General features: G+C 52.2%; 31 protein-coding genes and 1 tRNA gene. 24 read left to right on the forward strand and 8 right to left on the reverse strand.

What is annotated here, in order from left to right; genetic code table 11:
- Positions 1 to 57 precede the first annotated feature (57 nt).
- Entirely contained in the window at positions 58 to 771 is a 714-nt protein-coding gene (locus Abor_RS02230) for an AzlC family ABC transporter permease (RefSeq protein WP_048840203.1), read from the forward strand.
- Positions 768 to 1,058 (forward strand): AzlD family protein, encoded by a 291-nt coding sequence (locus tag Abor_RS02235; RefSeq protein ID WP_048840204.1) that lies wholly within the window; start codon positions 768 to 770, stop codon positions 1,056 to 1,058. The genes Abor_RS02230 and Abor_RS02235 overlap by 4 nt, the downstream gene beginning before the upstream one ends.
- A 75-nt stretch (positions 1,059 to 1,133) precedes the next feature.
- Here the strand turns inward: Abor_RS02235 and rpsU are convergent, their stop codons facing one another.
- A complete protein-coding gene (gene rpsU, locus Abor_RS02240; RefSeq protein WP_006557524.1) occupies positions 1,134 to 1,337 on the reverse strand; it encodes a 30S ribosomal protein S21 in 204 nt (67 codons plus the stop codon).
- A 204-nt stretch (positions 1,338 to 1,541) separates the two neighbouring features.
- Between rpsU and def the strand changes: the two genes are divergently transcribed.
- From def to Abor_RS02265, 5 genes are read left to right on the forward strand one after another with little or no spacing between them, the layout of a single operon-like run.
- Positions 1,542 to 2,072: a peptide deformylase gene (gene def, locus Abor_RS02245; RefSeq protein WP_048840206.1), complete on the forward strand. Its 531-nt coding sequence runs from the start codon at positions 1,542 to 1,544 to the stop codon at positions 2,070 to 2,072.
- Positions 2,069 to 2,752 (forward strand): ubiquinone biosynthesis protein COQ9, encoded by a 684-nt coding sequence (locus Abor_RS02250; RefSeq protein WP_084594322.1) that lies wholly within the window; start codon positions 2,069 to 2,071, stop codon positions 2,750 to 2,752. The genes def and Abor_RS02250 overlap by 4 nt, the downstream gene beginning before the upstream one ends.
- A 19-nt stretch (positions 2,753 to 2,771) precedes the next feature.
- The gene (locus Abor_RS02255) at positions 2,772 to 3,299 is read left to right on the forward strand and encodes a MarR family winged helix-turn-helix transcriptional regulator (RefSeq protein WP_048840207.1); all 528 of its coding nucleotides are present in this window, start codon (positions 2,772 to 2,774) and stop codon (positions 3,297 to 3,299) included.
- A complete protein-coding gene (locus Abor_RS02260; RefSeq protein ID WP_048840208.1) occupies positions 3,289 to 4,020 on the forward strand; it encodes a response regulator in 732 nt (243 codons plus the stop codon). Before Abor_RS02255 ends, Abor_RS02260 begins: the two co-directional genes overlap by 11 nt.
- Before the next feature lie 5 nt (positions 4,021 to 4,025).
- Positions 4,026 to 5,408 (forward strand): ATP-binding protein, encoded by a 1,383-nt coding sequence (locus Abor_RS02265; protein ID WP_048840209.1) that lies wholly within the window; start codon positions 4,026 to 4,028, stop codon positions 5,406 to 5,408.
- Between the two features lie 33 nt (positions 5,409 to 5,441).
- Here the strand turns inward: Abor_RS02265 and Abor_RS02270 are convergent, their stop codons facing one another.
- Positions 5,442 to 5,999, reverse strand: a complete 558-nt coding sequence (locus tag Abor_RS02270) for an outer membrane protein assembly factor BamE (RefSeq protein ID WP_084594323.1) — start codon at positions 5,997 to 5,999, stop codon at positions 5,442 to 5,444.
- Positions 6,000 to 6,275: 276 nt separating this feature from the next.
- Here Abor_RS02270 and Abor_RS02275 point away from each other — a divergent pair, with 276 nt between their 5' ends.
- The 7 genes from Abor_RS02275 (at position 6,276) to Abor_RS02305 (ending at position 10,862) form a co-directional block, all read left to right on the forward strand.
- On the forward strand, positions 6,276 to 6,830 hold the full coding sequence (locus Abor_RS02275; RefSeq protein ID WP_048840210.1) for a YceD family protein: 555 nt from the start codon (positions 6,276 to 6,278) through the stop codon (positions 6,828 to 6,830).
- Positions 6,831 to 6,990: 160 nt separating this feature from the next.
- On the forward strand, positions 6,991 to 7,194 hold the full coding sequence (rpmF, locus tag Abor_RS02280) for a 50S ribosomal protein L32 (protein WP_084594324.1): 204 nt from the start codon (positions 6,991 to 6,993) through the stop codon (positions 7,192 to 7,194).
- Positions 7,195 to 7,285: 91 nt separating this feature from the next.
- Positions 7,286 to 8,392 (forward strand): phosphate acyltransferase PlsX, encoded by a 1,107-nt coding sequence (plsX, locus tag Abor_RS02285; protein WP_048840211.1) that lies wholly within the window; start codon positions 7,286 to 7,288, stop codon positions 8,390 to 8,392.
- A 72-nt stretch (positions 8,393 to 8,464) separates the two neighbouring features.
- On the forward strand, positions 8,465 to 9,430 hold the full coding sequence (locus Abor_RS02290) for a beta-ketoacyl-ACP synthase III (protein ID WP_048840298.1): 966 nt from the start codon (positions 8,465 to 8,467) through the stop codon (positions 9,428 to 9,430).
- A gap of 73 nt (positions 9,431 to 9,503) precedes the next feature.
- Positions 9,504 to 9,824 (forward strand): integration host factor subunit alpha, encoded by a 321-nt coding sequence (locus tag Abor_RS02295; RefSeq protein WP_048840299.1) that lies wholly within the window; start codon positions 9,504 to 9,506, stop codon positions 9,822 to 9,824.
- The gene (locus Abor_RS13095) at positions 9,811 to 10,725 is read left to right on the forward strand and encodes a MerR family transcriptional regulator (RefSeq protein WP_244877856.1); all 915 of its coding nucleotides are present in this window, start codon (positions 9,811 to 9,813) and stop codon (positions 10,723 to 10,725) included. Before Abor_RS02295 ends, Abor_RS13095 begins: the two co-directional genes overlap by 14 nt.
- 63 nt (positions 10,726 to 10,788) lie before the next feature.
- Positions 10,789 to 10,862: transfer RNA gene (locus Abor_RS02305), tRNA-Pro, on the forward strand.
- Between the two features lie 69 nt (positions 10,863 to 10,931).
- Here Abor_RS02305 and Abor_RS02310 read toward each other — a convergent pair.
- Entirely contained in the window at positions 10,932 to 12,068 is a 1,137-nt protein-coding gene (locus Abor_RS02310; RefSeq protein ID WP_048840212.1) for an AI-2E family transporter, read from the reverse strand.
- Between the two features lie 214 nt (positions 12,069 to 12,282).
- Here Abor_RS02310 and murJ point away from each other — a divergent pair, with 214 nt between their 5' ends.
- Positions 12,283 to 13,824, forward strand: a complete 1,542-nt coding sequence (gene murJ / locus Abor_RS02315) for a murein biosynthesis integral membrane protein MurJ (protein WP_048840301.1) — start codon at positions 12,283 to 12,285, stop codon at positions 13,822 to 13,824.
- A gap of 16 nt (positions 13,825 to 13,840) precedes the next feature.
- Positions 13,841 to 15,085, forward strand: a complete 1,245-nt coding sequence (locus Abor_RS02320) for a UdgX family uracil-DNA binding protein (protein ID WP_048840213.1) — start codon at positions 13,841 to 13,843, stop codon at positions 15,083 to 15,085.
- Between the two features lie 24 nt (positions 15,086 to 15,109).
- Here Abor_RS02320 and Abor_RS02325 read toward each other — a convergent pair whose 3' ends face one another.
- A complete protein-coding gene (locus tag Abor_RS02325; RefSeq protein ID WP_048840214.1) occupies positions 15,110 to 15,397 on the reverse strand; it encodes an integration host factor subunit beta in 288 nt (95 codons plus the stop codon).
- Positions 15,398 to 15,611: 214 nt separating this feature from the next.
- Entirely contained in the window at positions 15,612 to 16,073 is a 462-nt protein-coding gene (locus tag Abor_RS02330; RefSeq protein ID WP_048840215.1) for a Ros/MucR family transcriptional regulator, read from the reverse strand.
- 367 nt (positions 16,074 to 16,440) lie between these two features.
- Between Abor_RS02330 and Abor_RS02335 the strand changes: the two genes are divergently transcribed.
- A complete protein-coding gene (locus tag Abor_RS02335) occupies positions 16,441 to 17,880 on the forward strand; it encodes a mannose-1-phosphate guanylyltransferase/mannose-6-phosphate isomerase (protein ID WP_048840216.1) in 1,440 nt (479 codons plus the stop codon).
- Positions 17,881 to 17,958: 78 nt separating this feature from the next.
- On the opposite strand, the gene Abor_RS02340 is transcribed toward Abor_RS02335, so the two are convergent.
- Positions 17,959 to 18,840 (reverse strand): LysR family transcriptional regulator, encoded by an 882-nt coding sequence (locus Abor_RS02340; RefSeq protein WP_048840217.1) that lies wholly within the window; start codon positions 18,838 to 18,840, stop codon positions 17,959 to 17,961.
- A 106-nt stretch (positions 18,841 to 18,946) separates the two neighbouring features.
- Complete coding sequence (trxB, locus tag Abor_RS02345; RefSeq protein WP_048840218.1) at positions 18,947 to 19,897, reverse strand: thioredoxin-disulfide reductase; 951 nt, start codon at positions 19,895 to 19,897, stop codon at positions 18,947 to 18,949.
- A gap of 245 nt (positions 19,898 to 20,142) precedes the next feature.
- Between trxB and Abor_RS02350 the strand changes: the two genes are divergently transcribed.
- From Abor_RS02350 to gshB, 3 genes are all read left to right on the forward strand, one after another.
- Positions 20,143 to 20,568, forward strand: coding sequence for an Lrp/AsnC family transcriptional regulator (locus Abor_RS02350; protein WP_232015209.1), 426 nt, complete (start codon positions 20,143 to 20,145; stop codon positions 20,566 to 20,568).
- A gap of 34 nt (positions 20,569 to 20,602) precedes the next feature.
- Positions 20,603 to 22,066, forward strand: a complete 1,464-nt coding sequence (locus Abor_RS02355) for a glycosyltransferase family 39 protein (protein ID WP_048840220.1) — start codon at positions 20,603 to 20,605, stop codon at positions 22,064 to 22,066.
- Positions 22,067 to 22,156: 90 nt separating this feature from the next.
- Positions 22,157 to 23,149 (forward strand): glutathione synthase, encoded by a 993-nt coding sequence (gene gshB, locus Abor_RS02360; RefSeq protein WP_048840221.1) that lies wholly within the window; start codon positions 22,157 to 22,159, stop codon positions 23,147 to 23,149.
- A gap of 24 nt (positions 23,150 to 23,173) precedes the next feature.
- Here the strand turns inward: gshB and Abor_RS02365 are convergent, their stop codons facing one another.
- On the reverse strand, positions 23,174 to 23,407 hold the full coding sequence (locus tag Abor_RS02365) for a hypothetical protein (RefSeq protein ID WP_048840222.1): 234 nt from the start codon (positions 23,405 to 23,407) through the stop codon (positions 23,174 to 23,176).
- A 153-nt stretch (positions 23,408 to 23,560) separates the two neighbouring features.
- Between Abor_RS02365 and Abor_RS02370 the strand changes: the two genes are divergently transcribed.
- The 4 genes from Abor_RS02370 (at position 23,561) to Abor_RS13205 (ending at position 26,784) form a co-directional block, all read left to right on the forward strand.
- Entirely contained in the window at positions 23,561 to 24,247 is a 687-nt protein-coding gene (locus Abor_RS02370; RefSeq protein ID WP_048840302.1) for a class I SAM-dependent methyltransferase, read from the forward strand.
- A gap of 205 nt (positions 24,248 to 24,452) precedes the next feature.
- The gene (locus Abor_RS02375; protein WP_048840223.1) at positions 24,453 to 25,691 is read left to right on the forward strand and encodes a heme-copper oxidase family protein; all 1,239 of its coding nucleotides are present in this window, start codon (positions 24,453 to 24,455) and stop codon (positions 25,689 to 25,691) included.
- Positions 25,688 to 26,650, forward strand: coding sequence for a heme o synthase (locus Abor_RS02380; RefSeq protein ID WP_048840224.1), 963 nt, complete (start codon positions 25,688 to 25,690; stop codon positions 26,648 to 26,650). Before Abor_RS02375 ends, Abor_RS02380 begins: the two co-directional genes overlap by 4 nt.
- Positions 26,651 to 26,652: 2 nt before the next feature.
- Entirely contained in the window at positions 26,653 to 26,784 is a 132-nt protein-coding gene (locus tag Abor_RS13205; RefSeq protein ID WP_256940979.1) for a hypothetical protein, read from the forward strand.
- Positions 26,785 to 26,866: the final 82 nt, after the last annotated feature.

Below are 26,866 nucleotides of genomic sequence, written 5' to 3' on the forward strand. Positions count from 1 at the left end.
ACACAGAGCGGTTTTGCAACGCAGCAGACTATAAAGCTTGAATGGGGGAAGGCTGAGGTGAATAGGCAAGAAGCGGCGTCTTTCCAGCCCGCAGCACCCCAGCGGGCAGAGCTTTGGCGTGGTGCGCGCGCGGCCTTACCTATTATGATTGGCTTTGTACCTTTTGCGTTAGTGCTGGGTGCGCAGGCCCGCCTTAAGCAGTTTAGCCTGCTTGATGTACCCCTCATGACCGGCCTTAATTTTGGCGGTGGTTCAGAATTTGCGGCGGTAGGGTTATGGACATCACCGCCGCATATAGCGCTGATTGTTGGTATTACGTTTTTGGTGAATAGCCGCCACCTTCTTATGGGGGCTGCACTGGCACCCTATTTAAGCCGTGTGCCACGCCGGAAAGTGCTCTGTTTTCTATTTTTCATGTGCGATGAAACATGGGCGCTAAGTTTGGCAGATGCCCGTAAACACGGCTTTAGCCTTGCTTATTACATGGGTGTTTCGCTTGGGCTGTATCTGAGCTGGCTTGTGGGTACGACCATAGGGGCGGCCATAGGCCCGGTATTGGGTGATGTAACACGCTATGGGTTTGATATGGCGTTTCCCGCTGTGTTTTTTGTTTTGCTGCGCGGTATGTGGAAAGGCGTGTATTCAGCCCTGCCGTGGGCGGTAACATTGGGTGTGGCCATTACGGCATACGTGTTGCTGCCAAAGGGGTGGTATGTGCCGCTGGGTGCTTTGTCTGGCGCGCTTACGGCTTGGGTTTTAGCCAAGCCATGACCATTCTTACCATTTTACTTATGGCGTTTGTAACATACTGCACCCGCATTGGTGGCTATTGGCTGCTTAACGGGCGGCATATTTCGCTCCGTACTGCCAAGGTTATGGAGGTAGCCCCCGGCTGCGTATTGGTTGCTGTGTTAGCGCCAGACTTTGCCTCTGGCAAAGGGGCAGACTTGCTGGCACTTGCCGTAACGGCATTGGCGGCAACGCGCTGTTCTTTACTGGTTACAGTTTTAGTTGGGGTAGGGAGCGGGTGGCTATTACGGCAGGTTATACCGTTTTAGGCATAGCAGCAGGCACAAAAAAAGCCGGGCACCTTGGGGTGGCCCGGCTTTTTTATGGTGCTTGAAGCGAAAGGCTTAGAAGCCTTCGCGTTCCAGGCGCTTGCGTTCCATCTTGCGTGCGCGACGAACTGCTTCAGCAGACTCACGAGCCTTACGCTCAGACGGCTTTTCAAAGTGGCGGCGCAGCTTCATTTCACGGAAAATGCCTTCGCGCTGCATTTTCTTTTTGAGTGCCTTAAGAGCCTGATCGACATTGTTGTCACGGACGAGAACGTGCACTTGGTCACTAACCCCTGTTTCAAAAAACCCGGTTTACCCCGGTTTTGATGTGATATGAAAAAAGAACAAGCAGAACGCACCACGCGCCACCGATTCCTCTATTGGGCGTCTCTATAACACGGGCTTGCATAAAGACACAATTCGTTCTTGCTTCTTATCAACAAACTCTTGTGACTTACTTCTGCCCACGTAAGGAAAGGCACCATGGCTTTACTTAAAATTGCCCGTATGGGCCACCCTGTTTTGCTCAAACGCGCGCAAGAGGTGCCCGATATCCTCTCTGAGGACACACAACGCCTTATAGAAGACATGCAAGAAACCTTGGCTGATGCGGGCGGTGTTGGGTTGGCTGCGCCACAAGTGCATGTTTCTAAAAGACTCTTTTTGTATTCTGTGCCGCAAGCCCGCAGCGAGGGGGAGGACGACCCAGCATTGGACGTGCAGGTTTTAATTAACCCTGAACTTGAGCCTGAAGGGGCAGAAATTATACAGCGCATTGAAGGGTGTCTCTCCATTCCCGGCTTGCGGGGTGAAGTGCCGCGTTACAAGCGGGTCCGCTATGCAGGGTACGACCATACGGGCCAGCGGGTAGAGGGTGTGGCCTCTGGGTTTCGGGCGCATGTCATGCAACATGAAATGGATCATTTAGACGGGTTTCTCTATCCCATGCGGATGACAGATCTGGCGCGCCTGAAATTTGAGGCGGAAATGCTAAAGTATGGAGTGCAGGCATGAGCGGTATGGCAGGTGATAAAGTGCGGCAGGCTATTGCGTTTGCTGTTGCCGGGCTTGCAGCAGGTAGTATGCCAGCGCCGCTAGAGCACGACCCCGTGCGCGATGCCGCATTGCGCAAAATAGCCGCCGTAGCAGGGCAACAAGGGTGGAGTCTTGCTGTGCTGCGAGACGTTGCCGGGCCAGAGGCAGACCTCTTATTTCCCGGTGGGGTGGTTGAGTTGGTTGAGGCATGGTCAGACCTGTGTGACCGCGACATGATAGAAGCCATAGCCGACACAGATGAGCCACGCTTAAGCCAGCGGGTTAAAGAGGCTTTGCTGGTACGCTTACCGGCCGACCCTGCCATGCGTGCTGGGGCACGGGCCGGGTTTGGTGTTTTAGCATCACCTTGCGCAGGCGGCGCTTTACGCCGCACAATGCTGCGCACCATCAATGCCATATGGCATGCGGCACAAGATCATTCTTCTGGCATGACCTATCTTACCAAAAGGCTGACACTGGGCGGTATTTATGGGGCAACGCTGCTTTATTGGTTAGCACGCGGGCATGATGCTGCCGTTATGGACGCATTTGTTGAGCGTAGGCTGGCTGGCGTACTGCGCTTTGGCAAGTTTAAAGCAAAAATACTTGGCGGTTTACCGGGTAGTGCGCGCGCCTCTGCCGCCTCTGCTGTGGGTTAGGGTAAGGGTGTAACCCTGCATGACAGCTTACCGCCCCACTGATGAAGCTGGCGCTGGCCTGCTCTTTTTACGTGAAGAGCAAATTAGGCTGGCCCAAACCATGATGTTTTTAGCAGGCCGAGACATGGCCAAGGCCATGGCCCCCATTTTAGAAGAATTGCAATTGGGGCAGGCGCATTACCGCGTTTTGCAGGTTTTAGCGTTTAGCCCGCGTATTCCGGTTAGTCGCTTGCAAGAAATTTTAGGGGTAACCAAGCAAAGTTTGGGCCGCACCTTGGGTGAACTGCAAGAGCGTGGTTACCTAGAGAGCGAGTCTTGCCTGCGTGACAGGCGGCAAAAACTTTTACGCTTGAGCAAAGAAGGGCTGAGTGTTGAAGTGCACCTGTTTGCTGTTGTTCGGCACCGTTTGGTTGATGCCTACCGAGAGGCAGGCGGTACGGCGGTAGAAGGGTTTCGCCGGGTTATGTGGGGCATGCTCTCAGAAAGCAGCCGCACGGTAATGGCAGATGAAAGTATGACGCGAAAGAAGGCTCGTTATGGCGCATAACTCGCACGATTTTACGCACGAAGAGGGCACAGCCCCCCACGTTATCGTTGTTGATGATGATGCCCGCCTACGCCGCCTTTTACAGCGCTACCTTGCTGAAAATGGCCTGCGCGTAAGCGTTGCAGCCAACGCCACAGAGGCGCGCCGGGCATTAGAGGGTATTCAGCCAGATGCTATGGTGCTGGACGTAACCATGCCCGGAGAAGACGGGCTGCAATTAACCCGCGCCTTGCGTGACGCAGGGCAGGAATTTCCTATTCTGCTTCTTACGGCACGTGGTGAGCCAGAAGACCGCATTACCGGCCTAGAGGCCGGAGCCGATGATTATTTGGGCAAACCGTTTGAGCCGCGCGAGCTTTTGCTGCGGCTTAAAGCCCATTTACGGCGCTTGGCCCCGGCCCCAGCGGCAGATAACCTGCGCATTATACGGTTGGGTGATAAAGAGTTTGACCCCGGACGGGCGCTATTGTCTGGCCCAAGTGGCAATATTCACCTCACCGGTGGTGAGGCCGCTTTGCTGGCTGTTCTGGCCCGCAGGCCTAACGAAGTGTTCTCTCGTGATGAAATAGCCGCAGCTTTGGATATGGCAGAAATTGGTGAGCGCGCGGTAGATGTGCAAGTAACCCGCTTACGCCGCCGTATAGAGCCAGACCCGCGCGAGCCACGCTTTTTACACACCATTAGGGGGCGGGGTTACGTGCTGAAACCCGGTGTGCAGTAAGGCCTATGCGGTGGCGGGTTTTTAGATGCTTTCCCAGACGGATTTTTCAGTCTCGCACGGTTGAAAAATCTGTCAGGCGTGTTGTGCCTCGCTCTTTGTTACGGCGCTCATTGCTGATCGTTTTTATACCGCTGCTTATAACGCAAGCTATCTCGCTTGAGCTATTTTATGGCAATTTTCTTAAAGTCGTTTCGCGCCGTTTGTCTGGGGCGGTAGCGTCTGAAATTGTTCTTTCTCTCAACGCGTTAGAGCGGCTGCACTCACAAAGCGATAAAGAATGGTTTGTGCAACAGGCCAGAGACCATTTGCAGCTTGTAGAAACATGGAAACCCAATGCCAAACTAACACGCACAGGGTTTAACCATGTTTTGGGGCCAATGGATGAAGACCTAGCCCGAGGCCTTGAAACAGCCATTGATTACCCATTTTTTGTGAATTGGCATAACGACCCGCACATTGTTACCATTTCCATACAGTTGAGTGATGGGGTGCTGGAAGTTGAAGCGCCCAGAAAGCGTTTAGATACCGGCCAGATCCTGTTGTTTGTGGCATGGGCGCTGGGCAGTTCGCTGCTGCTGTTTGCTATTGCCAGCCTTGTTATGCGTAACCAGGTAAGGGCTATTTTACGCCTTGCGTATGCGGCAGAGCAGTTTGGGTTAGGGCGTGATATTGGCCCTATTCGCCCAGAAGGTGCGCAGGAAGTGCGTAAGGCTGCGGTGGCTTTTAACCGCATGCAAGACCGCATTTACCGCTTTGTGTACCAACGTACTGGGGTGCTGGCCGGGGTGTCTCATGACCTGAGAACCCCCTTAACGCGCTTAAGGCTGTCTTTGGCAATGATGCCGCAGTCTGGCACCCTTCAGGCCGAAACGCTGAAAGAAGACATTGAAGCCATGGTGGGAGACGTGGCTGAGATGGAACATATGATTGACAGCTACCTCTCTTTTGCACGCGGTGAGGGAGCAGAAACGCCAGAACCAGTCGAGCTCGGCCCCTTTTTGCATGATGTCGTGACCAACGCTCGCCGTGTTGGCACGCAGGTGCAAGCAATAAGCGTACAAAAAGGGCTTGTGGCAACTATGCGCCCTAACGCCATGCGCCGTGCGGTTATGAATTTGCTTGATAACGCTCGTAGGCATAACGCAGGTATAACCATTACAGCGCGTAGTACGGCGGAGGGTATTAGTATTTGGGTAGATGATAACGGCCCCGGTATAAGCCCAGAGCGCAGAGAGGCCGTTTTTCGTGCTTTTGAAAGCGGGCGTGGGGGCGGTACAGGCCTAGGGCTTACCATCTCGCGCGACATTATTCGTGCACATGGCGGGGAAATGGAACTAGCAGATGCCCCACAAGGTGGGCTGCGGGTTCGGATAGTGCTGCCTGAGTAAGCTTTTTAACTCAGGCAGCCAGTAAGCTGTGGGTTAGAGAGTGTTGCCAGACCCAAAATGGCCGGGGCCGGAGTTCTGGCCCATCATGCCTGTACCGGTTGTGCTGCCAGACCCCATAAGGTTTTGCATAGGGTTGTAGCGGCCCACGTTACCCAGAATTTGCTGGAGCACGTTAATGCGCGTGCCCGGTGTTGGCGTAACCTGGCTAATCATAGCGACGCGACGGGAATCTTTACGGCTAAGGGTGCGCAGGCTGTCGAGTTTGCCAGCTTGGTCAAATTTAAGCACCACAACCTGCTGCTTTTTAACGCCCGGAAAATCAATGGGGCGTAGGTAGGTTGTCATGGAAATATAAATCCATGTGTTGTCGTCAAACGCACCTTTTGTGGTGGCCGAGCCTAACAGGTCAACCGCATCAGCACGGGTGCTGGTGCCGGGAATAAGCTGGTTATAGTCATCTGGCTCAATCAAAGAGCCACGGGGTATGGGGCTTGGGCGAAAAACAGCGCAGCCGGACAAAACGCACAGAGCAGCAACAAGACTGCCTGCTTTACGAAGACGCATCATGGAGTGTGAGCGTTGCGGCATCATGGTCTGTCAGGTACCCCGTTTTGGGCGCTTGCCGGGTAGCCAAGCGCGTTTAGCATGCTTGCAGGCGCAAACATGCCAGTTCTTTGTCCGATGCCCCAACGGGCTCGGTGCGTCAATTGCTCAATAGAGCATTCTTTGGGGTTTTGCCCGAAAAATGCAGATCAAGCTCTTACTGTGCCGCAAGTTTATGATACGGCAATACCGTGCTCCGTAAAAGTGTTGTGGAGCCGTGTTTTGCCATGTTCGTGTGTCCTGCACATTTTTCAGGAGGTTTTCATGACTCCTAAGTCTGAGTTTTCACGCCTCACGGCGGTTCGTCGAATCGGGGCAGGGGGGCTTTCTGTAACAGTGGAAGCCACGCCTGAGGAATGTTTGCGCATTGCTGAGCGCCTTAACATACCAGAGGTGAGCATGCTGCGCTGCAAGTACCAGCTGCAGGCTGGCCCCCGCAGCGAGGTTACGGCGCATGGGGCTTTAGCAGCGCGCTTCAAACAAGAGTGCGTGCGCACACTCGAACCATTTGAAGATGTTCTGGCTGGGTCGTTTACGGTCAAGTTTGTACCAGAGGAACATTTTGTAGAAACCGCAGAGCCAGATCTGGAAGCGGTAGACGAAATTCCTTATGAAGGAGACTCCGTAGACCTTGGTGAGGCAGCCATAGAGCAATTTGCCCTAGACCTGCCCCTTTACCCACACGCGCCCGATGCAGCCCTGCCGCCCGGCCTTGTGATAGAGGAAGAAGAGGTTGAAAGGCGGGCGCAGAAAGAAGCACAGGCAGAGCGTGTTAACCCTTTTGCCTCTTTAGAGCGCTTGCGCCGCAAGGATAACTAATGTGTTGGCGCGTGTTTTCTTGAGCTGTTGCTTGCGAAACGGGCTGCGCTCTGCTACAGCCCGCGCTCAATCTGGTTAATGAACCTGTTTGTTTTGTCTACAATATGGCTTTTGCCGCCATTTGTAGTCTTTTAAGATTTGTTTGGAGGGGCTCGGGCCCATGGCTGTACCTAAAAGAAAAACCTCGCCTTCACGTCGTGGCATGCGTCGCAGCCATGAAGCACTTCGTGTGGAGGCTCATGCTGAATGCTCAAACTGTGGCGAACTGAAACGCCCACACAACATCTGCAGCCACTGCGGCCACTACGATGGTCGTGAAGTGATTGCAGCTGGTAAAGCACTGAAAGTCGCCGTTCGCGCCTGATTTCAGGTTTGTGCCCTTAACCCAATAAACAGATTAAGGGCACAGAACACGTATTAGGAGTGGGTATCTGCGGTATGGCAGAGAAGTAGGCATGAGCAATAGAGAGATTCCAGAAACATCCGTGTCAGAACAGAGTGAGGTGTACAGCCTTGCTGTAGACGGAATGGGTGGAGATGGTGCTCCCGATGTGGTCGTAGCCGGACTTGCCCTTGCAGCAGATCGTCACCCCGGTATGCGTGTGCTTCTGACGGGCGATGAAGCAAAGCTTCGCCCGCTGCTAGCCAAGCACCCGAAAGCAGAAGCCATTTGCACCATCTGGCATACAGATGAGTCCATTCCCATGGAAATGAAGCCGACCGCAGCCCTTCGGGTACGGAAGTCTTCCATGCGCCTGGGAATGGATGCTGTAGCCAGTGGGCGTGCGCGTGGCGTTGTTTCTGCCGGTAATAGCGGTGCTATGCTCGCGTTAGCTAAAATTGTCGTCAAGACCATGCCCGGTATCTCACGCCCGGCCATGGCAGCTATCAGCCCAACTGTTAAGGGTGATGTTGTCATGCTTGATCTTGGGGCCAATATAGCCTGCGACTGGCGTAATCTTGTAGAATTTGCCGTAATGGGTGAGGCCTTTGCCAAGGCTGTTCTTGGCCTGCCAGCCCCCCGTATTGGCCTGCTTAATATTGGGTCTGAAGAGCTCAAGGGCGATGAAAAATTGCGCATTGCGGCCGAAGTGCTGCGCGCAAGCCCCTTGGCTGCCCAATTTCATGGCTTTGTAGAAGGCCATGACATTACCGCTGGCACGACAGATGTTGTTGTGACCGATGGTTTTACCGGCAATGTGGCGCTTAAAACAGGCGAGGGGGTGCTTAAAATGGCAACCGCCCTGTTACGTCAGGTCTTTAGCCGTAGCCTTGTTGCCAAGCTTGGCTACCTGCTTGTGCGCCCCGGTTTGGAGCGTATGAAGGAATGGCTTGACCCGCGCCGCTATAACGGTGCCGTATTTGTTGGCCTAAATGGCGTAGTTGTGAAGTCTCACGGTGGCACCGATGCAGAAGGGTTTGCCGCCGCAGTTGATGTTGCCATGGACATGGTAACACATGGCTTCAATGATGGTATGCGTGAACGGCTCTCACTCATGGGGGCACTTTTGTCGCATCAGCAATCCTCGATAGAGCGTGAGCCAGCAGAAGCGGTCTCTTAACGCACAATGAATGAAGAGCGGCGTGCTGCGTGCTGAATGCAGCCCGGCGTGCCGAACAATGAAAGAGCAGAGATGGCGAGACGTTCGCTTCTGGTAGGGTTTGGCGGCTTTTTGCCAGATCGGGTCGTAACCAACGATGAACTGGCAGCCCGACTTGAGACCTCTGACGAGTGGATAAAAACCCGTACCGGTATTACCCGCCGCCATATTGCAGGCCCACAAGACACCGCAACAAGCATGGGGGCCGCAGCTGCGCGTAAAGCGCTAGAGTATGCAGGCCTAACAGCAGCAGATATTGATGCGGTTATTGTGGGTACCTCCACCCCAGACCAAGCCTTTCCCGCAACGGCTGTGCGTATTCAGGCTGAGTTGGGTATGGCGCAGGGTTTTGCGTTTGATATTGCGGCTGCCTGCTCTGGCTTTATTTTTGCGCTTGCAACAGCAGACTCGTTCATTCGCTCAGGCCAAGCGCGTAATGTGCTTGTTATTGGCAGCGAAGTTTATTCTCGCATTGTAGACTGGTCTGACCGTGGCACCTGTGTGCTCTTTGGTGATGGCGCAGGCGCTGTTGTGCTAAGTGGCACAGACGAGGCTGGTAAAGCAGGCTTGCTCTCTACCCATTTGCATTCTGATGGCACCGCGGGTGACCTGTTGTATGTTGATGGCGCAGTAGGTCGCCGCGACATGAGCGGCCACCTTAAAATGAGCGGGCGTGACGTGTTCCGTCATGCCGTGGCCAAGCTGTCTTCTTCTGTTGATGAAGCGCTTGAGGCAGAAGGCCTGTCTTACAGCGATGTATCTTGGCTGGTGCCACATCAAGCCAATATTCGCATTATTGAAGGGGTGGGCAAAAAGCTGGGGCTACCGCCAGAGCGGGTTGTGGTCACGGTAGACCGGCACGCCAATACGTCAGCCGCTTCGATTCCCTTGGCTTTAGATGAAGCCGTGCGTGATGGGCGCATCAAAAAAGGTGATCTTGTGTTGATGGAAGCCTTGGGCGGCGGTCTTACATGGGGTTCTGCGCTGGCTCGCTTGTAGTGTAACCCCCTAAAAAACACCTCATTATACAGATTGAATTGACGGCAACATGGAAAGTGATACTTTGCTTTCTATGGAAACTGTCACGCGTGCATCTCTGGTGGAAAGCATCTATCAGCAGGTTGGGCTGTCCCGGAAAGATTCAGCCGTTTTTCTGGAAGATATTCTGGAAACGGTCATGCTTGCGCTTGAAAAAGGCGAGAGCGTGAAAATCAGCGGTTTCGGGACGTTCTCTGTTCGCCAAAAAGGCCAGCGGAGTGGGCGTAATCCTAAAACGGGGGAGGAGGTGCCAATATTGCCTCGCTCTGTTTTGGTGTTTCGACCGAGTCAGCTCCTTCGAGCGCAGGTCAATCACGAAGTGATTGATGGCGATATGGAAGATGAGCATGACTGAAGGCACCTATCAGGCACGCGCTTCTCTGTATTCGGGCGTGCCTGAAAGTTTGGACGACATGTTGCGGTCTGATAAAGGGCCGCACGCTTTCCGTACCATTAGCGAAGTAGCCGACGAACTGCATGTGCCGCAGCATGTGTTGCGGTTTTGGGAAACGCGTTTTGAGCAGGTACGCCCACTAAAGCGTGGGGGTGGGCGGCGTTATTACCGCCCCGCCGATATAGAGCTCCTGCGTACAATTGCAGATTTGCTTTACGATAAAAATTACACCGTTAAGGGCGTGCAAAAAATTCTGGCGGAAAAAAACCACCAGACCCAAGCGCGTGTGCCGAGTGTGGCTGCCCCCGTTGTGAGCCTGCCCGAACAGCCTTTGGCCGAGGGTGCGACTATTGTTCTGGAGCCTGAAATTTTACATCAGGCAGAAGAATATACACCAGAAGAAGACCTTGCGCCTGAGCCACCTGCTTTGCTGGCAACTGAGGAAGAAGAGGCGCCAACAGCCTTTTATGCCCCAGAGCAAGAGGCTGATGTGCCGCCCGAAACGTGGGGGCAAGATGAGCCAGAAAGCCAGCCGGTGGTATGGCGCTCTTCTGCGCAGGCCAGTGCTGAGCAGCCAACAGGCTACGAGTTTGATTTGGCCCATGTGCCAGACCACGGTGCGGCCGTTGTCAGCGCCGAAATGAATGAGTGGCAAAAATTAGCGACAGAAACAGACCATAGTGTACGGGTTGATGAAGTGATTTCTATTTCCGAAAATATGGTCGTTAAAGCGGCACAGCCACAGCAGAACGTTGCCCAGAGTGTAGATGCCGAGCTGCTGCGCGTTAATTCTCGCTTACGGCATGACCTAAAAGACATTTTGGTTGAGCTTGAAGCGCTGCGTGCACGTCTTTCTGCATAAAAACTAGAAAAGGTGGCTTGTGCCTTTCTGGTTAGGCTGCTAAAGACCTCTTCACCAAGCAAACGGGCAGTAGCGCAGTCTGGTAGCGCATCAGTCTGGGGGACTGGGGGTCGTGGGTTCGAATCCCGCCTGCCCGATATTTGGTTTGCTTGTTTTTCTGAAAAATCAGAATAGTAAATGGGTGTTCGTTACTGAACACCCTTTTGTTATTCCGGCTGTATTAAGTTCTGTTCGCGTGTGTTGCTTACAGTCCAGCGGCGCCACAGCAGGTCTAGCGCTGCCATAGCCGCAGGGCCAACAAACAGCCCGATAAGCCCCCATGTTTCAGCACCACCTAAAATGCCAAGCAATACCCAAAGAAAGGGGAGTTTGGTGCTGCCGCCAATTAAAACCGGGCGCACAAAATGGTCTGCAATGAAAATAATAACCGCCCCAATGCAAAAAGCTGCAATGCCCGCAATAGAAGAACCTTGCGCTAAAATAAGGAGCGACACAAAGCCAATGGCAAACATGGCGCAAAAAGGAATCATGGCGGCAACGCCGGTAATAACGCCAAAAAGGGTAGGGTGTGGGGCACCACATAAAAAGTAAATCAGGCCCATTATGGCCCCTTCAGCAATGCCGACCAGCACCAGCCCTTGTACCGTGCCATGAATGGACGCAACAATTTGGCGGGCAATAACCTCACCACGTTTGCCAAATGCGCGGCGTGAGGCAATGCGACATTGATGAATAACTGAGCTGCCATCTTTGTAGAGAAAAAACAGCGTCACGATCGAAAAACAGAACAGCGTGCCACGGTGGGCAATTTGTGCGCCTACGGCTTTGGTAATGGCAACGCCTTTGCTGTCTAACGCGCCAGTTAGGCCCGAAACATCTTCTGGGTTTGCAAGATGGGCTTGCCACCAGTTGGTAAGTGTTTGGCTCCCAAACGGCAGGCGGGTAATGGCATCGGGCACCGGCACGCCAGACTGGCGTGCTTTTTCCAGCCAACCAAGAGCGCTTTGGGCTTCGCCTACGGCTTCAAGCGTAATTAAAAGCAGCGGTATGACAAAAATAAGGGTCATGGCTAAAGTAAACAAAAAGGGCAGGAGCGGCCCTTTTGCAGCCTTGGGCCAGGCAACTTGCGCCCGTGTGTAAAGCGGCCATGTTGCCACGGCAAATACACACCCCCACACCAACGCAGGCATAAAGCCCTGAATAGTGTACAGAGCAATTGCCAGAATAAAGAGAGCCAAAACGTTACGTGCAACCTCTTGCCCGCGGCGAGACCTATGGCTGGCTTTTACAAGGGTACAGCGCGGTGGCCCCGCTGGTTTAGTCTGGTTTGTTGTCTCTGACATTCGTGGCAAAACTCCTTTTGCGCAGCCCAACAAATGGTGCGGTGGTCTTGTCGTGCGCGCCTACGGCTATGGGGTCGAGCACGAATAGTGATAGGCACCGTTCATAAGGTAGCATAATGACTGTTTTATAAAGGCATAAGAGGCTGAAAGGCTTTCTGGTGCTTTATACTGTGCCTTGCGGCTTTGGTCTTGGTTGTTTTTACACGTAGGTCTCATGTTCAGAAGTTTTCTTACTGTTGGTGGCTGGACAATGCTCAGCCGTATTCTCGGCTTAGTGCGTGACCAACTCTTGGCGGCCTTTATGGGGGCCGGAGCTTTGCAAGATGCGTACCAAGTAGCTTTTAGGTTGCCTAATATGTTCCGCCGTCTGTTTGGCGAGGGTGCATTTAACGCTGCTTTTGTGCCGCTTTTTTCTTCTGTCCTGACCAAGGAGGGGGTACCAGAGGCCCGCAATTTTGCCCGGCGTGCGTTAGGTGTCATGCTGGTTTGGCTGGTATTTTTGTGCGTACTGGGCGAGGTGTTTATGCCTCAGGTTTTACGCATAATCGCCCCCGGTTTTATGCAGCACGGAGACCGCTACACGCTTGGGGTAAGTTTAAGCCGCATTACCTTTCCTTATTTGGTGCTTATTTGTGCTGCGGCTTTGGTTGCGGGTGTCTTAAATGGGCTGCACAAGTTTAGTATGGCTGCGGCGGCGTATCTGGCCTTTAACGTGGTTGGTATTGCGGCCATTGTATTTGCTGCCCCCTTTATGCCTAATGTGGCCTATGCTGCGGCATGGGGTGTTACTGCATCTGGGGTGGTACAATTAGGATTGTTGCTGTGGGCCTGCCACCGGGCAGGGTTTGGGCTTATGCCCTTGCCGCCCCGTTTAACGCCGCGTATTAAATTGCTGGTGCGCCGTATGGTACCTGGCCTTATTGGCAGCGGTGTTGGCCAAATTAACCTGACAATAGATACAATTATTGCAACGCTTCTGCCCTCTGGCAGCGTGTCGCTTATGTATTTTGCTGACCGCATTAACCAGTTGCCGTTGGGCGTGTTGGGGGCTGCGGCAGGCACAACCTTGTTGCCAGTGCTCACACGCCATTTAGCAGCAGGAGACCACGTAGCCGCGCGTGATGCCCAAAACCGCTCCATTGACTATGTTTTATTACTTACTCTACCGGCTGTTGCGGGGTTAATGGTGCTGGCCGGCCCTATTATGATTGTGCTTTTTGGCCACGGCGCTTTTACCGAGCACGATGCGCTCCTTTCTGCGCAAGCCTTGCGCGCTTACGCTTTGGGGTTACCTGCTTTTGTCATGGTTAAGGTTCTCTCTCCCGCTTTTTTTGCACGGGGTGATACGCGTACACCTGTTTATATCGGTATTGGTATTTTGGTTTTTAATTTTGGCCTCAATTTAGCACTCATGAAGCCGTTGCTGCATGTCGGCCCGCCTTTAGCCAGTAGTATTGCCGCATTTTTTAACGTGGCGTGTTTGGCTTTTATTTTACATCGCCGCAAATCTCTAGAGCTTGAAGGGCAGACCAAACGCCGCATTGGCTTAACGATTGTGGCCTCTGGCATAATGGGCGGTGTGGTATGGCTTTTGGGGCAAGGGGTTGTGTTTCCTCATAATTTTTGGGCGCGTAGTGTGTGGTTAGGCGGCATGGTTATGGCGGGAGCCGGGGTGTATGCTGTTCTTTTGTATATGCTGGGGTTGGCTGACCTTGCGCGTATTGTTGCGCGGTTGCGCAGTAAGCTCAGCCGGTAGAAGATAGGGGGCTGCAATGGCGGAGGTTATTCTGGCGCATGAAGTCGATATGGCAACATGGCGGCAGGCTGCTAGAATGCACATCGCTCAAGCAACCCAACCAGATGCGCTTTCGTGGCATGTTTTGCCTGCTGAGCAGCTCTTTCGCCCAGACCTTACGTTAGTCTCGCGGTTTAATATGGAGGGCGTGGCACCACTCGTTTTGCCGCGCCAGTTTGTTGCGTTCCTTGTGCTGGCGTTTCAAGCTAAGGATAGTAGCCGCTTTGCTCTGTTTTATCGGCTGGTTTATCGTCTTGTGTACGAAAAACACTCTTTTGCCAGCCTGCAAAACGATACTGATATGCAAACCTTGGTCGCTCTTGCTGCCGCTGTTAAGCAAGAAACACTACGATTTAGGGCTGCATTTTCTGCCAAACTCAGGCACGGTTTGCCAACTGTATGGCAGTATGAGCCTGAGCACTATTGTGTAGAAGCAAACGCAAAATTCTGCCGTGCTCTTGCCCCTAGGCCGTGGGAAATTACGACGCCTTACCGTAGTATGAAATGGGATGGTCAGACACTGCTGTTTGGCGCTCCCTCTACAGAAAACCAATGGCAGCCAGATGGCCAAGGGGCTTGGAGTGGTTACCCCAACACAACCTTAGTACCAACGTATAAGGAGGTAATTGGGGCGGCAACGCTTGACCAGCTACGCTCAGAAGCCATGGACTGTAGGGCCTGTGCCTTATGGGAGCCAGCCCAACGCACCGTGTTTGGTGAGGGGCCAGAAACAGCACGCGTGATGTTTGTTGGAGAGCAACCCGGAGACCAAGAAGATAAACTTGGCCGCCCCTTTGTAGGGCCAGCGGGGCATGTTTTTGATCGTGCCTTGCAAGAGGTGGGGTTAAAGCGCGAAGAGGTTTATGTAACCAATGCGGTTAAGCATTTTCGCTTTACGTGGCGAGGCACGGACCGGCTGCACCAAAAGCCCGAACAAACCCATATGGCAGCCTGCCGCGTATGGCTTGAGGCCGAGCAGCGTATGGTGCGCCCCACTTTAATTGTGATGTTAGGTGCAACGGCAGCGCAGACAATACTAAAGCGGCCTATAACGATTTCCAGAGAAAGATCACGATTATTTGAACTTGAGCCGGGTGTCTCAGGACTCGTGACAGTGCACCCATCTTACCTACTGCGTTTACAAAACGAGGCGGATAAAGAGCGAGCATACGCTCGGTTTACGAGCGACCTAAAAATGGCAGCACAGTTTGTTGGGGTGTAAGGCCAATACTGTGGCCCTTTAGAGCTAACCAGATTTTTTATTAAGGCGGATATGAAGTTCTTTTCCGGTTTTAAAAAACGGAATGAATTTTTTAGAGACTTCTACCTGCTCGCCCGTTTTTGGGTTGCGGCCAATACGGGGGTCTCTTTCTTTGACGGAAAATGCACCAAAACCGCGCAGTTCTATGCGGTTATTTTCGGCTAAATTGTCAGAAATAGTGCCAAAGACAGTGTTCACAATGAGTGTGACATCTTTGAGTTGCAGGTTGGGGTGCTTCCTCATTAGGGCGGCAATGAGTTCAGATTTTGTCATGCTAACCTTCCAGGCTCATACAATCTGATACAACAAGGCAGAGAAAACAGGTGCAGAGCAAAAAACAACCGTGCTCGTGGCAATAAAATCTGTAACCTGACGCCAGCTTTACAAGCAGCGCTTTTAGACTTTCGCTATAGTTAACCGCTTCGTCAATATATAAATGCCCGATACCCACGAACCAGAGGAATGGGTACCGGGCAAAGTCTAATTTTTAGACAGCCTGCTTTTTGCTGCGGCGACCACGGCCGGTGGTTTCTTCACCTTCTGCTGTCGCGTGAATTTTGCGGCCTAAACCAATTTCGCGTGCCAGCGTAGAGCGGCGTTCAGCATAGTTAGGAGCAACCATGGGGTAGTCTGCTGGCAGGCCCCAACGTTCACGGTACTGCTCAGGGGTCATGCCATAAGCGCTCTGCAGGTGGCGTTTCAGCATTTTCAGCTTTTTGCCGTCTTCAAGGCAGACAATATAGTCAGGAAAAACCGAACGTTTTACGGGAACAGCAGGCTGGAGCTTTTCTGGCTCACTTTGTGGCTGATCTGCTGTTTTAAGAGCCTGATACACATCTTTTATGAGTGCAGGAATAGTTGCAGGGTCTGTTTGAGTGCTAGAGACCTGTGCAGAAACAATTTCTGCAACCAAGTCAAGAATGATAGGGTAGCTCTGGTTCTCACTCATTTTCTGGTTCCATTATATTTTGTGTTATGAATGTTTGACTCATATAGGCCCTATTCTTTCTTGTGAATAGAGAATGTTCAAAATTGACTGAACAACTTCTGTTTTTTTCGTAAACATGCAATGCATTTTTGTCAGAACGAGCTTTTTTGTAAGTAAAAATAAAAATACTGTAATATCCTAATTGGCTCTATCAATTTTTTTGTATGCCCTTAACTCATCGGTCTAGCCGCTATTGTGGTGAGTATTCGCTACGCTACCGTAAAAATTTGGGTCATTTCTATGCTGTAAAAATACGCTCAAGCGTATGCCTGTTACAATTAAGAAAAAACGATATAGTTCGTGCCAAGAGTACTTAGGGAACCGAACTATGACACAAAGCCAGTCACATAAGGGGCATGTTGTCCCAGTCATTTTGTCCGGAGGGACAGGGAGTAGATTATGGCCAATGTCGCGTGCCAGTTACCCTAAGCAACTTCTTGCTCTTTTGGGGCAGCAAAGCATGCTGCAGCAAACTGTTTTGCGTAGTGGGCATGTTGGGTGTGGTGCCCCTCTTATTGTTTGCAACGATGAGCACCGCTTTCTTATTGCTGAGCAAGTGCGTGAGGTTTTGTCTGAAAAAGCCCAGATTATTTTAGAACCTGTAGGCCGGAACTCTGCACCTGCTATTGCTGTGGCAGCTTTTGCCGCTGCGCAAACAGACCCGCAGGCTGTTTTGTGGATAATGCCAGCCGATGCCAATATTGCAGATATGGACGCGTTAGGAGCAAGTGTTGAAAAAGCCGTGCAGGCTGCACAGCAAGGCCGTATTGCAACGTTTGGTATGAAGCCAACACACCCTGAAACGGGTTATGGCTATATAGAGCAAGGTGCACCTTTACCGGGTGTTGAGGGGGCTTTTGAGGTAAAAGCCTTTCGTGAGAAGCCCAATAAACAGACGGCCGAACTGTTTTTGAAAGAGGGTGGGTATTTCTGGAACTCGGGTATGTTTGTCTTCCGGGTTGATGTGCTGCTAGCGGAAATGCAGAAATATGCGCCAGATGTTGTGCGTTATGCGCAAGAAGCATTGGAAAAACGCAAAGTCGATCTTGATTTTATCAGGTTAGATAAAGCTGCATTTGAGAATGCTCCTGATATTTCTATCGATTATGCGCTGGCTGAAAAAACAGATTTATCTGTCGTGATTCCCGCAGATTTTACATGGTCAGATGTTGGGAGTTGGGATGCGCTGTGGGAGCTAAGCGCAAAAGATAGCGCTGAGAATGCTTTGGTTGGAGATGTGTTGGTAGAAGATGCACGTGGCTGTTACGTGCGCTCAGAAGGTCCCCTTACAGCCGTTGCAGGACTAGATAACGCGGTGGTGGTTGTGACTGCCGATGCGGTTTTGGTGACACATAAAAGCTGCGCGCAAGATGTTAAGAAAATTGTTGATCGTCTGAAAAAAGAAGGGCGTTTAGAGGCCTCGGCACACCGGAAATGTTATCGGCCATGGGGGTATTATGAATCTCTCACGAGTGAGACGCGCTTTCAGGTGAAGCGTATTGTTGTGAACCCCGGTGGTAAGTTATCGCTGCAAAAACATTTTCATCGCTCAGAGCACTGGGTTGTTGTGGGGGGTGTCGCCTTGGTCACCCGAGATCAAGATGAAGTGCTGCTGCGTGAGAATGAAAGTATTTACCTGCCCCAAGGCAGTGTGCACCGTTTGGAAAACCCCGGTAAAATTCCTTTAACTCTTATTGAGGTGCAGTCTGGCGCTTATTTGGGTGAGGATGATATTATAAGATTAGAAGACAGTTATAATAGAAATTGATAAATAAAGAGCGCTGAATACCAAAAAAGCTCCCCGAAAGGGGAGCTTTTTTGCAGAGCGTCGAGTCTGATAATTTGCTTACCGAATACCCAGTTCGCTCATCAGGAAGTCACGGAAGACAGCAACACGTTTGGAGCTACGCAATTCTTCTGGATAGACGAAGTACGCATCCACTGTTGGTGTTGTAATATCTGGTAGAATTTGCACCAGATTAGGAAATTCCTTGGCGGCATAGGTTGGAATGGAGCCAATGCCCAGCCCAGATGCAATGGCAGAAGCCATGGCGGCCATGCTGTTTACTTCAAGGCGTGCAACTTGTTTGTTGCCGTTGGAGCGTGCAGCCTCAGCAAGCCAATTGATGTGTGCAACGGGTGGGTGATGTTCCCCAAACAAGACCAACTGGTGGCCAGAAATTTCTTCTAATGTTTTAGGAGCACCGTGTTTTTCAATATAGGCGGGGTCTGCAAAAATGGGCAGATGAAAGTCTGCCAAGTGCCGCTGGATAAGGTCTGGTTGGCGCGGTGCGTGCATACGTACTGCCACATCGGCTTCACGCATACCCAAGTCCAGATCGTTGTCTTCCAGAATAAGGCAGATATCAATATCGGGGTTGGCTGCCATAAATTTGTGCAGTCGTGGCATAAGCCAGCAATTACCAAAACCCGTTGTCGTTGTTACGCGTAGCCGTCCTGCGGCCTTTTCCTTGCTTTCGGTTAAAAGCGTTTGTGTCATTTCAAGTTTTGAAAAGACCTCACGCACCGTCTTGTGCAACGTCTCGCCCTGTTCTGTGAGAATAAGCCCACGGGCATGACGGTGAAAAAGAGGAACCTGAAGGACGTCCTCAAGAGCTGAAATCTGGCGAGAAACGGCAGATTGGCTCAGGTTAAGGACATCCCCAGCGTGGGTAAAGGAACCCGCTTCGGCTACAGCATGGAAAACCCGGAGTTTGTCCCAGTCCACGCACGCCTCCTGCAATTATTGAATGAAGTGTTTGGAGTTAAGAAGTGTTAGCTCCAATTTCATTACGTGCAGTAATTGTCCGGCGGGGTCAAGAGATGACATGTTATTAAGAAGTTGTCTCGGCCAGATAACGCTCGGCATCAAGCGCTGCCATGCACCCGCTGCCTGCGGCCGTTACGGCTTGGCGGTAAATTTTATCTTGCACGTCTCCGGCGGCAAAAACACCTGGTACAGAAGTGCGGGTGCTGCCCGGTGTTGTGGTAATATAGCCCTCAGTATCAAGAGCCAGTTCGTTTTTGAAGATACCCGTATTAGGGGCGTGGCCAATGGCAACAAAAACGCCATCGGTTGCTAGGGAGCTTACAGTGCCATCAACTGTGTTGCGTAATTTAACACCGCACACAACAGACGGCTCACCCGCAGCCTCAATTTCTTCTATAGCTGTATTCCACAAAATAGATGTTTTGGGGTTATTGAAAAAACGGTCTTGCAAGATTTTTTCTGCACGCAGGCTGTCGCGGCGGTGAATAAGGGTAACATGTGCCGCGTGGTGGGTAAGGTAAATTGCTTCTTCAACGGCTGTGTTGCCACCGCCAACCACAACAACGTTTTTACCACGATAGAAAAAACCATCGCATGTGGCGCAGGCAGAGACCCCAGCCCCTTGCAGTTTTTGCTCGCTAGGTAAGCCAAGCCATTTTGCCTGTGCACCTGTTGCAATAATAACGGAGCGGGCAACGTAATGCGTGCCGGAATCTCCAACTAAATGGAAAGGGGAGCCTGAGGAAAAATCGACCGAGGTGATAATGTCGTGCTCAATACGTGTGCCCACATGTTCAGCTTGTGCGGCCATTTGTTCCATCAGCCAAGGGCCTTGCACAGCTTGGGCAAAGCCGGGATAGTTTTCAACGTCTGTTGTAATCATGAGCTGGCCACCGGGTTGTAACCCTGCCACCAGAACGGGTTTGAGATTGGCACGTGCAGCATAAATGGCGGCGGTATAGCCAGCCGGTCCTGCGCCAATAACAAGCAGGTCTGTGGTGATGGTCTGGGTCATGATGGCGGGCCTTTCTGAAATGATGCCACTTTGCATGAGTGCAGTGTCAGAACTGCTGACTTAAACGCGATATGGCGGCTGATGAGGTTAAGGGCAAGAGCGTTTGCGGCGTTGGCATGTGCGTGGCATATACTGCCCAGACAAAGTGATGACATAAGGCCGCGGCACAGAATGGAACAAACACGGTGACAGAACTTGATGCTGTTGACCTACGCATTGTAGCAGAGTTGCAAGAAGATGGGCGCATGACCAATGTGGAATTGGCGCGCCGGGTTGGTATTTCCGCACCTCCCTGTTTGCGGCGTGTACGGCGGTTGGAAGAGTTGGGCGTTGTGCGTGGCTACCATGCCCAACCAGATGCCACCATGCTGGGCTGGCCTATTACGTTTTTTGCGCTCATTGGGTTGGATAGCCAAAAAGAAGCCGTGCTTTCTGCCTTTGAGCACAACTTGGCCCAGTGGCCAGAAGTGCGTGAGTGCCACATGATTCGTGGTGGCGGAGACTTTTTGGTGCGCCTTATTGCCCGTGACGCAGCACACGAAAACTTACTGACCCGCCACCTTACAGAAGCACCGCATGTTATCAGGGTGCAAACCTTGCAAACAATCCGTACGAGCCTAGAGCGTAGCGGTGTGCCCTTGCCTATGGAAGGCGAGGGAAAGGCTAAATGAAACAGCCCAAATACCCCACAAGGCCGTACATTTAATGTTTGCAGGGCAGGCAAGCAGGCTGTGGTGGCTATGCCTGCTCAGCCTGACTGTTATGCGTATATTGGTATGCGCATGGCTGCCCCTTACCCCAGATGAGGCCTATTACCGTATTTGGGCTTTGGCCCCGGCGTTGGGGTATTTTGACCACCCGCCCATGGTGGCAGCCTTTATTAAAATAGGCCAAATTTTAGCAGGCGACACGCCATTAGGACTGCGCCTTTTAGGCCCCTTAAGTGCAGGGTTAGGCACAGTTTTTTTAGCCTACGCTGCCCGTGACTGGGCTTTATTGCGCGGTAAGGATGCGGCTCAAGCTATGGGCTCTGCCCTAAAAGCAGCTGTGCTCTTAAATGCTACGCTGGCTTTGGGTGTTGGTTGTGTGGTGATGACCCCAGACACACCGCTGGTTTTTTTTATAACACTTTTTGTGTGGGCTTTTGTGAGGCTGGTGCGCACGCAAAACGGCGCGTGGTGGTTGGCGGTAGGGGCCGCCGCAGGTTTGGGTTTTGCCAGCAAATACACAGCGTTACTGCCTGTGGCTGGTTTGGGTGTGTGGGTATTGTTAACACCGCTCGGGCGCGGGTGGCTTAAAACTAAGTGGCTATGGTTGGGCGGTGTGAGTGCCATTTTGTGTGCGTCTCCCGTTATTTGGTGGAATGCAACACACCATTGGGCCAGCTTTTTAAAGCAGGGTGGGCGCGTAGGTGACTGGCACCCGGCAAAAATGCTGACTTATTTTAGTGAATTAGTTGGCGGGCAGGTGGGGTTGGCCACACCCGGTATTTTCGTTTTCTTTGTGGCTGGCGTTTATTTGCTGTTGAGGCAAAAAGAGGCCGTTTCTCGTGCGTTATTCTGCATGGTTGTGGTGCCAGTGCTGGTTTTTGTGCAGCATGCAGTTGGGGCACGCGTGCAGGCAAACTGGCCTGTTGTTTTATACCCACTCTTGGCACTGGCAGGCACGCTCCCTGTGTGGCGCTGGTGGAAAGGTGCAAGCTGTTTAGGGTTTGCGTTAAGCGCCTTTGTTATTGTGCAGGCTCTTTTTGCACCACTGAAAGCGTCAGCCCATATTGATATTACTTTGCGCCAAATGGGGGGCTGGGCTGCATTTGTGCAGAGCTTACCAACAGATTCCCCCTTAATTGCAGATGATTACGGCTTGGCTGGCGAACTTGCTTTTTACAGTAAGAGCCAGCAGCCGGTTATTGCCGTAGAGCCACGCTGGGCCTTGTTTAACCTACCGCACACCGCCTGTGCTGAGGGGTACCTAGTGCGTGGCCATAAGCAGGGTGATGACCCTGAGCGTGCAGGCTTTCATGTATTGGCACGTTTGCCTGTTGTTACCAGAATGCGCGCCAGCCAAGTGGCCGATACCTATAGTGTTTATAAAGTCAGCTTGGCGTGCACAGGGGCAGATGGTGCCCAAAATGCAGTGGTTTTGCCCCTGCGTAAGCGTGCCCAGTAGAGCAGCGTACAGGTTGCCTTTGGACAGGCGCGCAGAACAGGGATACGGTAGAAACGACAACGCAGATAAAACAAGGGAAAACACAGCGGTATGGCATCTTCACTGAACGTGGCTGTCCAGATGGATCCACTGGAGCATATCAATATTGATGGAGATTCCACCTTCGCTCTGATGCTTGAAGCTCAGGCTAGGGGGCATAGTCTGTATGTGTACGAAGTGCCGTCTTTGGCGTTGGGTGAAGGCGTTGTGGCCCCTAACGCCCCAGCACAAGCCCGGGTAAGTGCAGAGCTACGGCCCGTAACTGTGCAGCGTGAAAAAGGAAACCACGCAACATTTGGGCAGGCGGCCCGCCGCTCTTTGGGTGAGATGGACGTGGTGTTGATGCGCCAAGACCCCCCTTTTGATATGGCCTATATTACCGCAACCCACCTGCTAGACCATGTGCACGGCATTGGCCCAGACAAAGCGCTGGTTGTAAACGACCCCCGCTGGGTGCGCGATTCACCCGAAAAATTGCTGGTTACGCATTTTCCACACCTTATGCCGCCAACGCTTGTTACATGGGATATTGGCCAGATTCGGGCCTTTAGAGCCAAGTGGCGCGATATTATTGTTAAGCCTTTGTTTGGTAATGGCGGCAGCGGTATTTTCCGTATTAAGGAAGATGACCAGAACCTGAACGCCCTACTTGAAATGCATTTTGCGCGCTCGCGCGAACCGTTGATGATCCAGCGTTACGAACCTGCGGTTAAAGCGGGTGATAAACGCATTATCTTGGTGGATGGCGTACCCGTAGGGGCTATTAACCGCGTACCCTCAGAGGAAGACCACCGCTCTAACATGCATGTGGGTGGGGTGGCACGTAAAGTTGCCCTGACAGAGCGTGATAAAGAAATATGCGCGACAATTGGCCCGTTCCTTAAAGAACACGGCCTTATTTTTGTGGGTATTGATGTGATTGGGGATTACCTGACCGAAATCAATGTAACCTCTCCCACCGGTTTGCAGGAACTTGAACGCTTTGACGGCATTAATGGTGCAGCGGCAATATGGGAGTGTATTGAGGCCAAATTGAAAGCCTAACGGCATAATATAAGGAGCAGCCCCTTAACCGGGAGGAGAAGACTCGCTAGGCGCGGGTTTTCCGTCTTGGGGTTGGGGGGCGGTAAACAGAGGGGTATTATGGTCTAAACCCTCTGCTCCTTCTTCATCAGGGTCACTGGGTAGAGTGTCTCTGCCAAAGCGGTTGTCTAGCCAACGCAAAATATTCTGGTGCCAGAAATAGGCAAAAATGGAGACCCACACAGCAAGACTAAGCAGGATAAGAGCCAGTTTCAGCATGTTTCTCTACTTACAGTGAGATGTGTTGCAAAGAAGGCAGAAAGTAAATGTGGCTTGAGACAACGGCGCTTTTGTGGCGTCACTTATTTTAAATTTAGAGGAAGATGCGTAGTGGCCCTTGAAGAAATTAGCACCAGCGGGCAGAGAGAGAGCATGAGCGACGTTTTGCAAAAATGCGCACCCGGCAGTCAGGGTGATGATCCGGCTCCTTCGCGGTCAGCCTTGGATGCCGAAGCCGTTAAGGTGGCTTATCGCCGTTGGGCCGCTGTGTATGACACCGTTTTTGGTGGCGTATCAGCGTTTGGGCGCCGCAAAGCGGTAGAGGCCGTTAACAGCCTGTCTGGCACCAAAGTGCTGGAAGTAGGGGTTGGTACGGGCCTTGCGCTGCCCCATTATACAAAAAACAAACAGATAACAGGTATTGATCTGTCTGGTGACATGCTGGCCCGTGCGCGTGAGCGGGTGCAGCGTGAGCAGCTCAGCAATGTTGAAGCCCTGCTGGAAATGGACGCAGAAGAAACCTGCTTTGATGATGCGTCTTTCGATATTGCCGTGGCTATGTTTGTTGCCTCGGTTGTGCCGCACCCGCGCAAGCTTTTTCGTGAGTTAAAGCGTGTGGTTAAGCCCGGTGGGCATATTTTGTTTGTAAACCACTTTCTGGCACCCAGCGGTGTACGCGGCGTGGTAGAGCGCGGTATGGCGCGGGCTTCTCGCTCTTTGGGCTGGCACCCTGATTTTGCTATGGAATCTTTGCTGCCCCCAGAAGACATTGCGCGTGCGCGTATCCAGTCTGTGCCGCCTGTTGGCCTGTTTACGCTGGTAACACTGGATAATATTTAAGTCTTTTTTGAACTGTCGCCCTCTAGGCACAACGCTGGGGCGACAGACTTGCGCATCTGAAACGCTCGTTCACGGCAAAAAAAATCGGTATAGGGTAACGGCTAGAGGTGCTTTAGGGTTGCCTCACTAAATCCGGGAATATGCGGGGTTGCACAGCATGATGTCTGCCGGGGCACAACAGAGCCATACTAAAGAGCACAGTCAAATGGTAACACACACAGTATCCGGCAACGCAGTTGGGTATGGTTACCTTGCGCTGGCCGTTATGGCCTCTGTGCTGGGTGGTGGCGCTACAGCGTTACAGCTTGCTGGCTTGGCGCCGCATACGGCTTTATGGGTAGGGCTTGAGCAAAGCCATGCCGCTCTTATGCTCCTGTTTGTTGTTGTGCCCGCATTGGTATGCGCCTTTGGTACGCTTTGGCTGCCTGCTGCATTAGGCCGTACCGGGTTGGTTTTGCCCCGTCTAAACGGCATGGCCTTAGTGGCTATGTGCGCCGCGGCAGTGTTTTTAGTGGCATCCTCTTGGTTATATTTGGCAACGGCTCTGTGGTGTGGTGCAACACTACTGGCTGTTATGGCTATTTTGGCCACAGTGTTTGATAGCCGCGCTGATATGCAAGAGCGTGCCGCGTTCTCTCCTTTCGTGTGGGGAGAAATGCTGGCCTCTGCAGTATTACTTTTTACCGTACCTGTGCTTGCAGCTGTTGCAACACGTGGTGCGTTAAACGGTACATCTTTTTCGCGCACGCTGCTTGATGGTTTTGCACAACCTGTAGCCCTTGTGACCCTATTGGTCGGGTTTGGTATTGTGTTTGAAACCGCGGCACAGTCTGTGCGCTTCTCTAAACGGGCGGTGGTAACCCTTATGGGTTTAGCTGCGGCAGTTTGTTCGGTTGTGTGGGTAAAAGGCGTTTTTGCTGCGGGTGTGGCTGGTATGGTGCAGCCAAGCCTGCTTAGCACGTCTGGCTCTCTGGTTTTAAGCGCTGCCACTTTGGCTTCTGTTTTACTGGCTGTGGTTTGGATGGCAGGCGCTTGGCGGTCGCATATTGCACTGCGTGTGCCCATGCTTTGGGCTTTGGGCTTTTTGGTGGTTGTGTCTACAGGCTGGGTAAGCCAATTTGTGCAAGCTGAAGGCCTCCATTCTGCTTTGCAATTTGGTACGCTGTTTGCAGTATTCTGTGGTCTGTACCTATGGCGGGGCGAGGTTTGCGACCGTTGGTACCCTAAAAGCTTTGCCGTGGCGCAGTTTGTGAGCATGAGTGCCGCCACCGTGCTGGCTGTGCCCGGCCTGCCTATGTTGTGCCAAGTTGCAAGTGGTGCTTTGTTTGTTCTCTCTGGCGTGTGTTTTTTGGTGGCTATGGGCCTTAGCCTGAGCCGTAATACCTCTATGCAGGCAGCTCAGAGGCAGGGCCACACTGCTCGGGCGCAGGTGGTGTCTTTATGAGCGACACACTAGCAAACGCCCCCATTGCGGAGCGGGTACGCTTTAAGGCCGACCGTGTTGGCACAACAGCAAAAGACTGGGTGCAGCTTTTAAAGCCGCGGGTTATTTCGCTGGTCGTGTTTACGGGGGCAGCGGGTATGTTTATGGCCCCCGGCCATATTTCGCTGTTTCAGGCTGTCGTTGCTATTTTTTGTATTTGTTTGGCATCGGGTGCTGCTGGCGCCATTAATATGTGGTTTGACCGCGATATTGATGCCGTGATGCAGCGTACCATTACGCGGCCTATTCCCGGTGGGCGTATACCAGAGCAAGAAGCTCTTGCTTATGGTGTAGGCTTATCTTGCCTGTCTGTTTGCTTAATGTGGGTAGCAACAAACGCGTTGGCAGCGGGTATTCTGGTTTTTTCTATCTTCTTTTATGCCGTTATTTATACAATGTGGCTTAAGCGTTCTACGCCGCAAAACATTGTTATTGGCGGTGCGGCTGGGGCTTTCCCACCCATGATAGGCTGGGCTGCGGCTACTGGGCATATGGCTATTTTGCCGGTTGTTATGTTCGGTATTGTGTTTTTCTGGACACCCCCGCATTTTTGGTCGCTGTCTTTGTATGCCTGTAAAGATTACGGCCGTGCCGGTATTCCTATGTTGCCCGTGGTTAAAGGCGCACGGCATACGCGCTGGCAGATTTTTGGCTATACCCTTGTGTTGTTGGCTATTTCTCTGGTGCCATCCTTTCTGCATCTTTGTGGCTGGGTTTATACAACAACAGCACTTGTGTTGGGCCTTGGGTTTATTGCCTGTGCCGTGCGTGTATTGCGCGAAGAGCAAGATGCAAACGGCGTAAGCCTTAAAGGCGACAAGGCCGCGCGTATTTCTTTCCGTTTTTCGTTAGCATATTTGTTCCTGCTGTTTTGTGGGTTGTTAGCAGACCACGCATTGCAGATTTGGTTGGGGGCTTAACTATGAAGACAGACCTGACCCAAGCCGAATTGCTTGAAAAACAGAAACGCCAAAATGGCCGTGTACGCGCTATGTTGGTGTTTATGGGGCTGTTGGCCGCTATTATGTACGGCCTAACCTTGGGGCATGTGTAAGCCTGCCATAGTAAGGTTTAAGACCTTTAATTAAAAAAGCCCTGTGCTGAGAGCGCAGGGCTTTTTTGTTGGGAAGGTGCTG

Source organism: Acetobacter orientalis, from assembly GCF_000963965.1.
Taxonomy (GTDB): domain Bacteria; phylum Pseudomonadota; class Alphaproteobacteria; order Acetobacterales; family Acetobacteraceae; genus Acetobacter; species Acetobacter orientalis.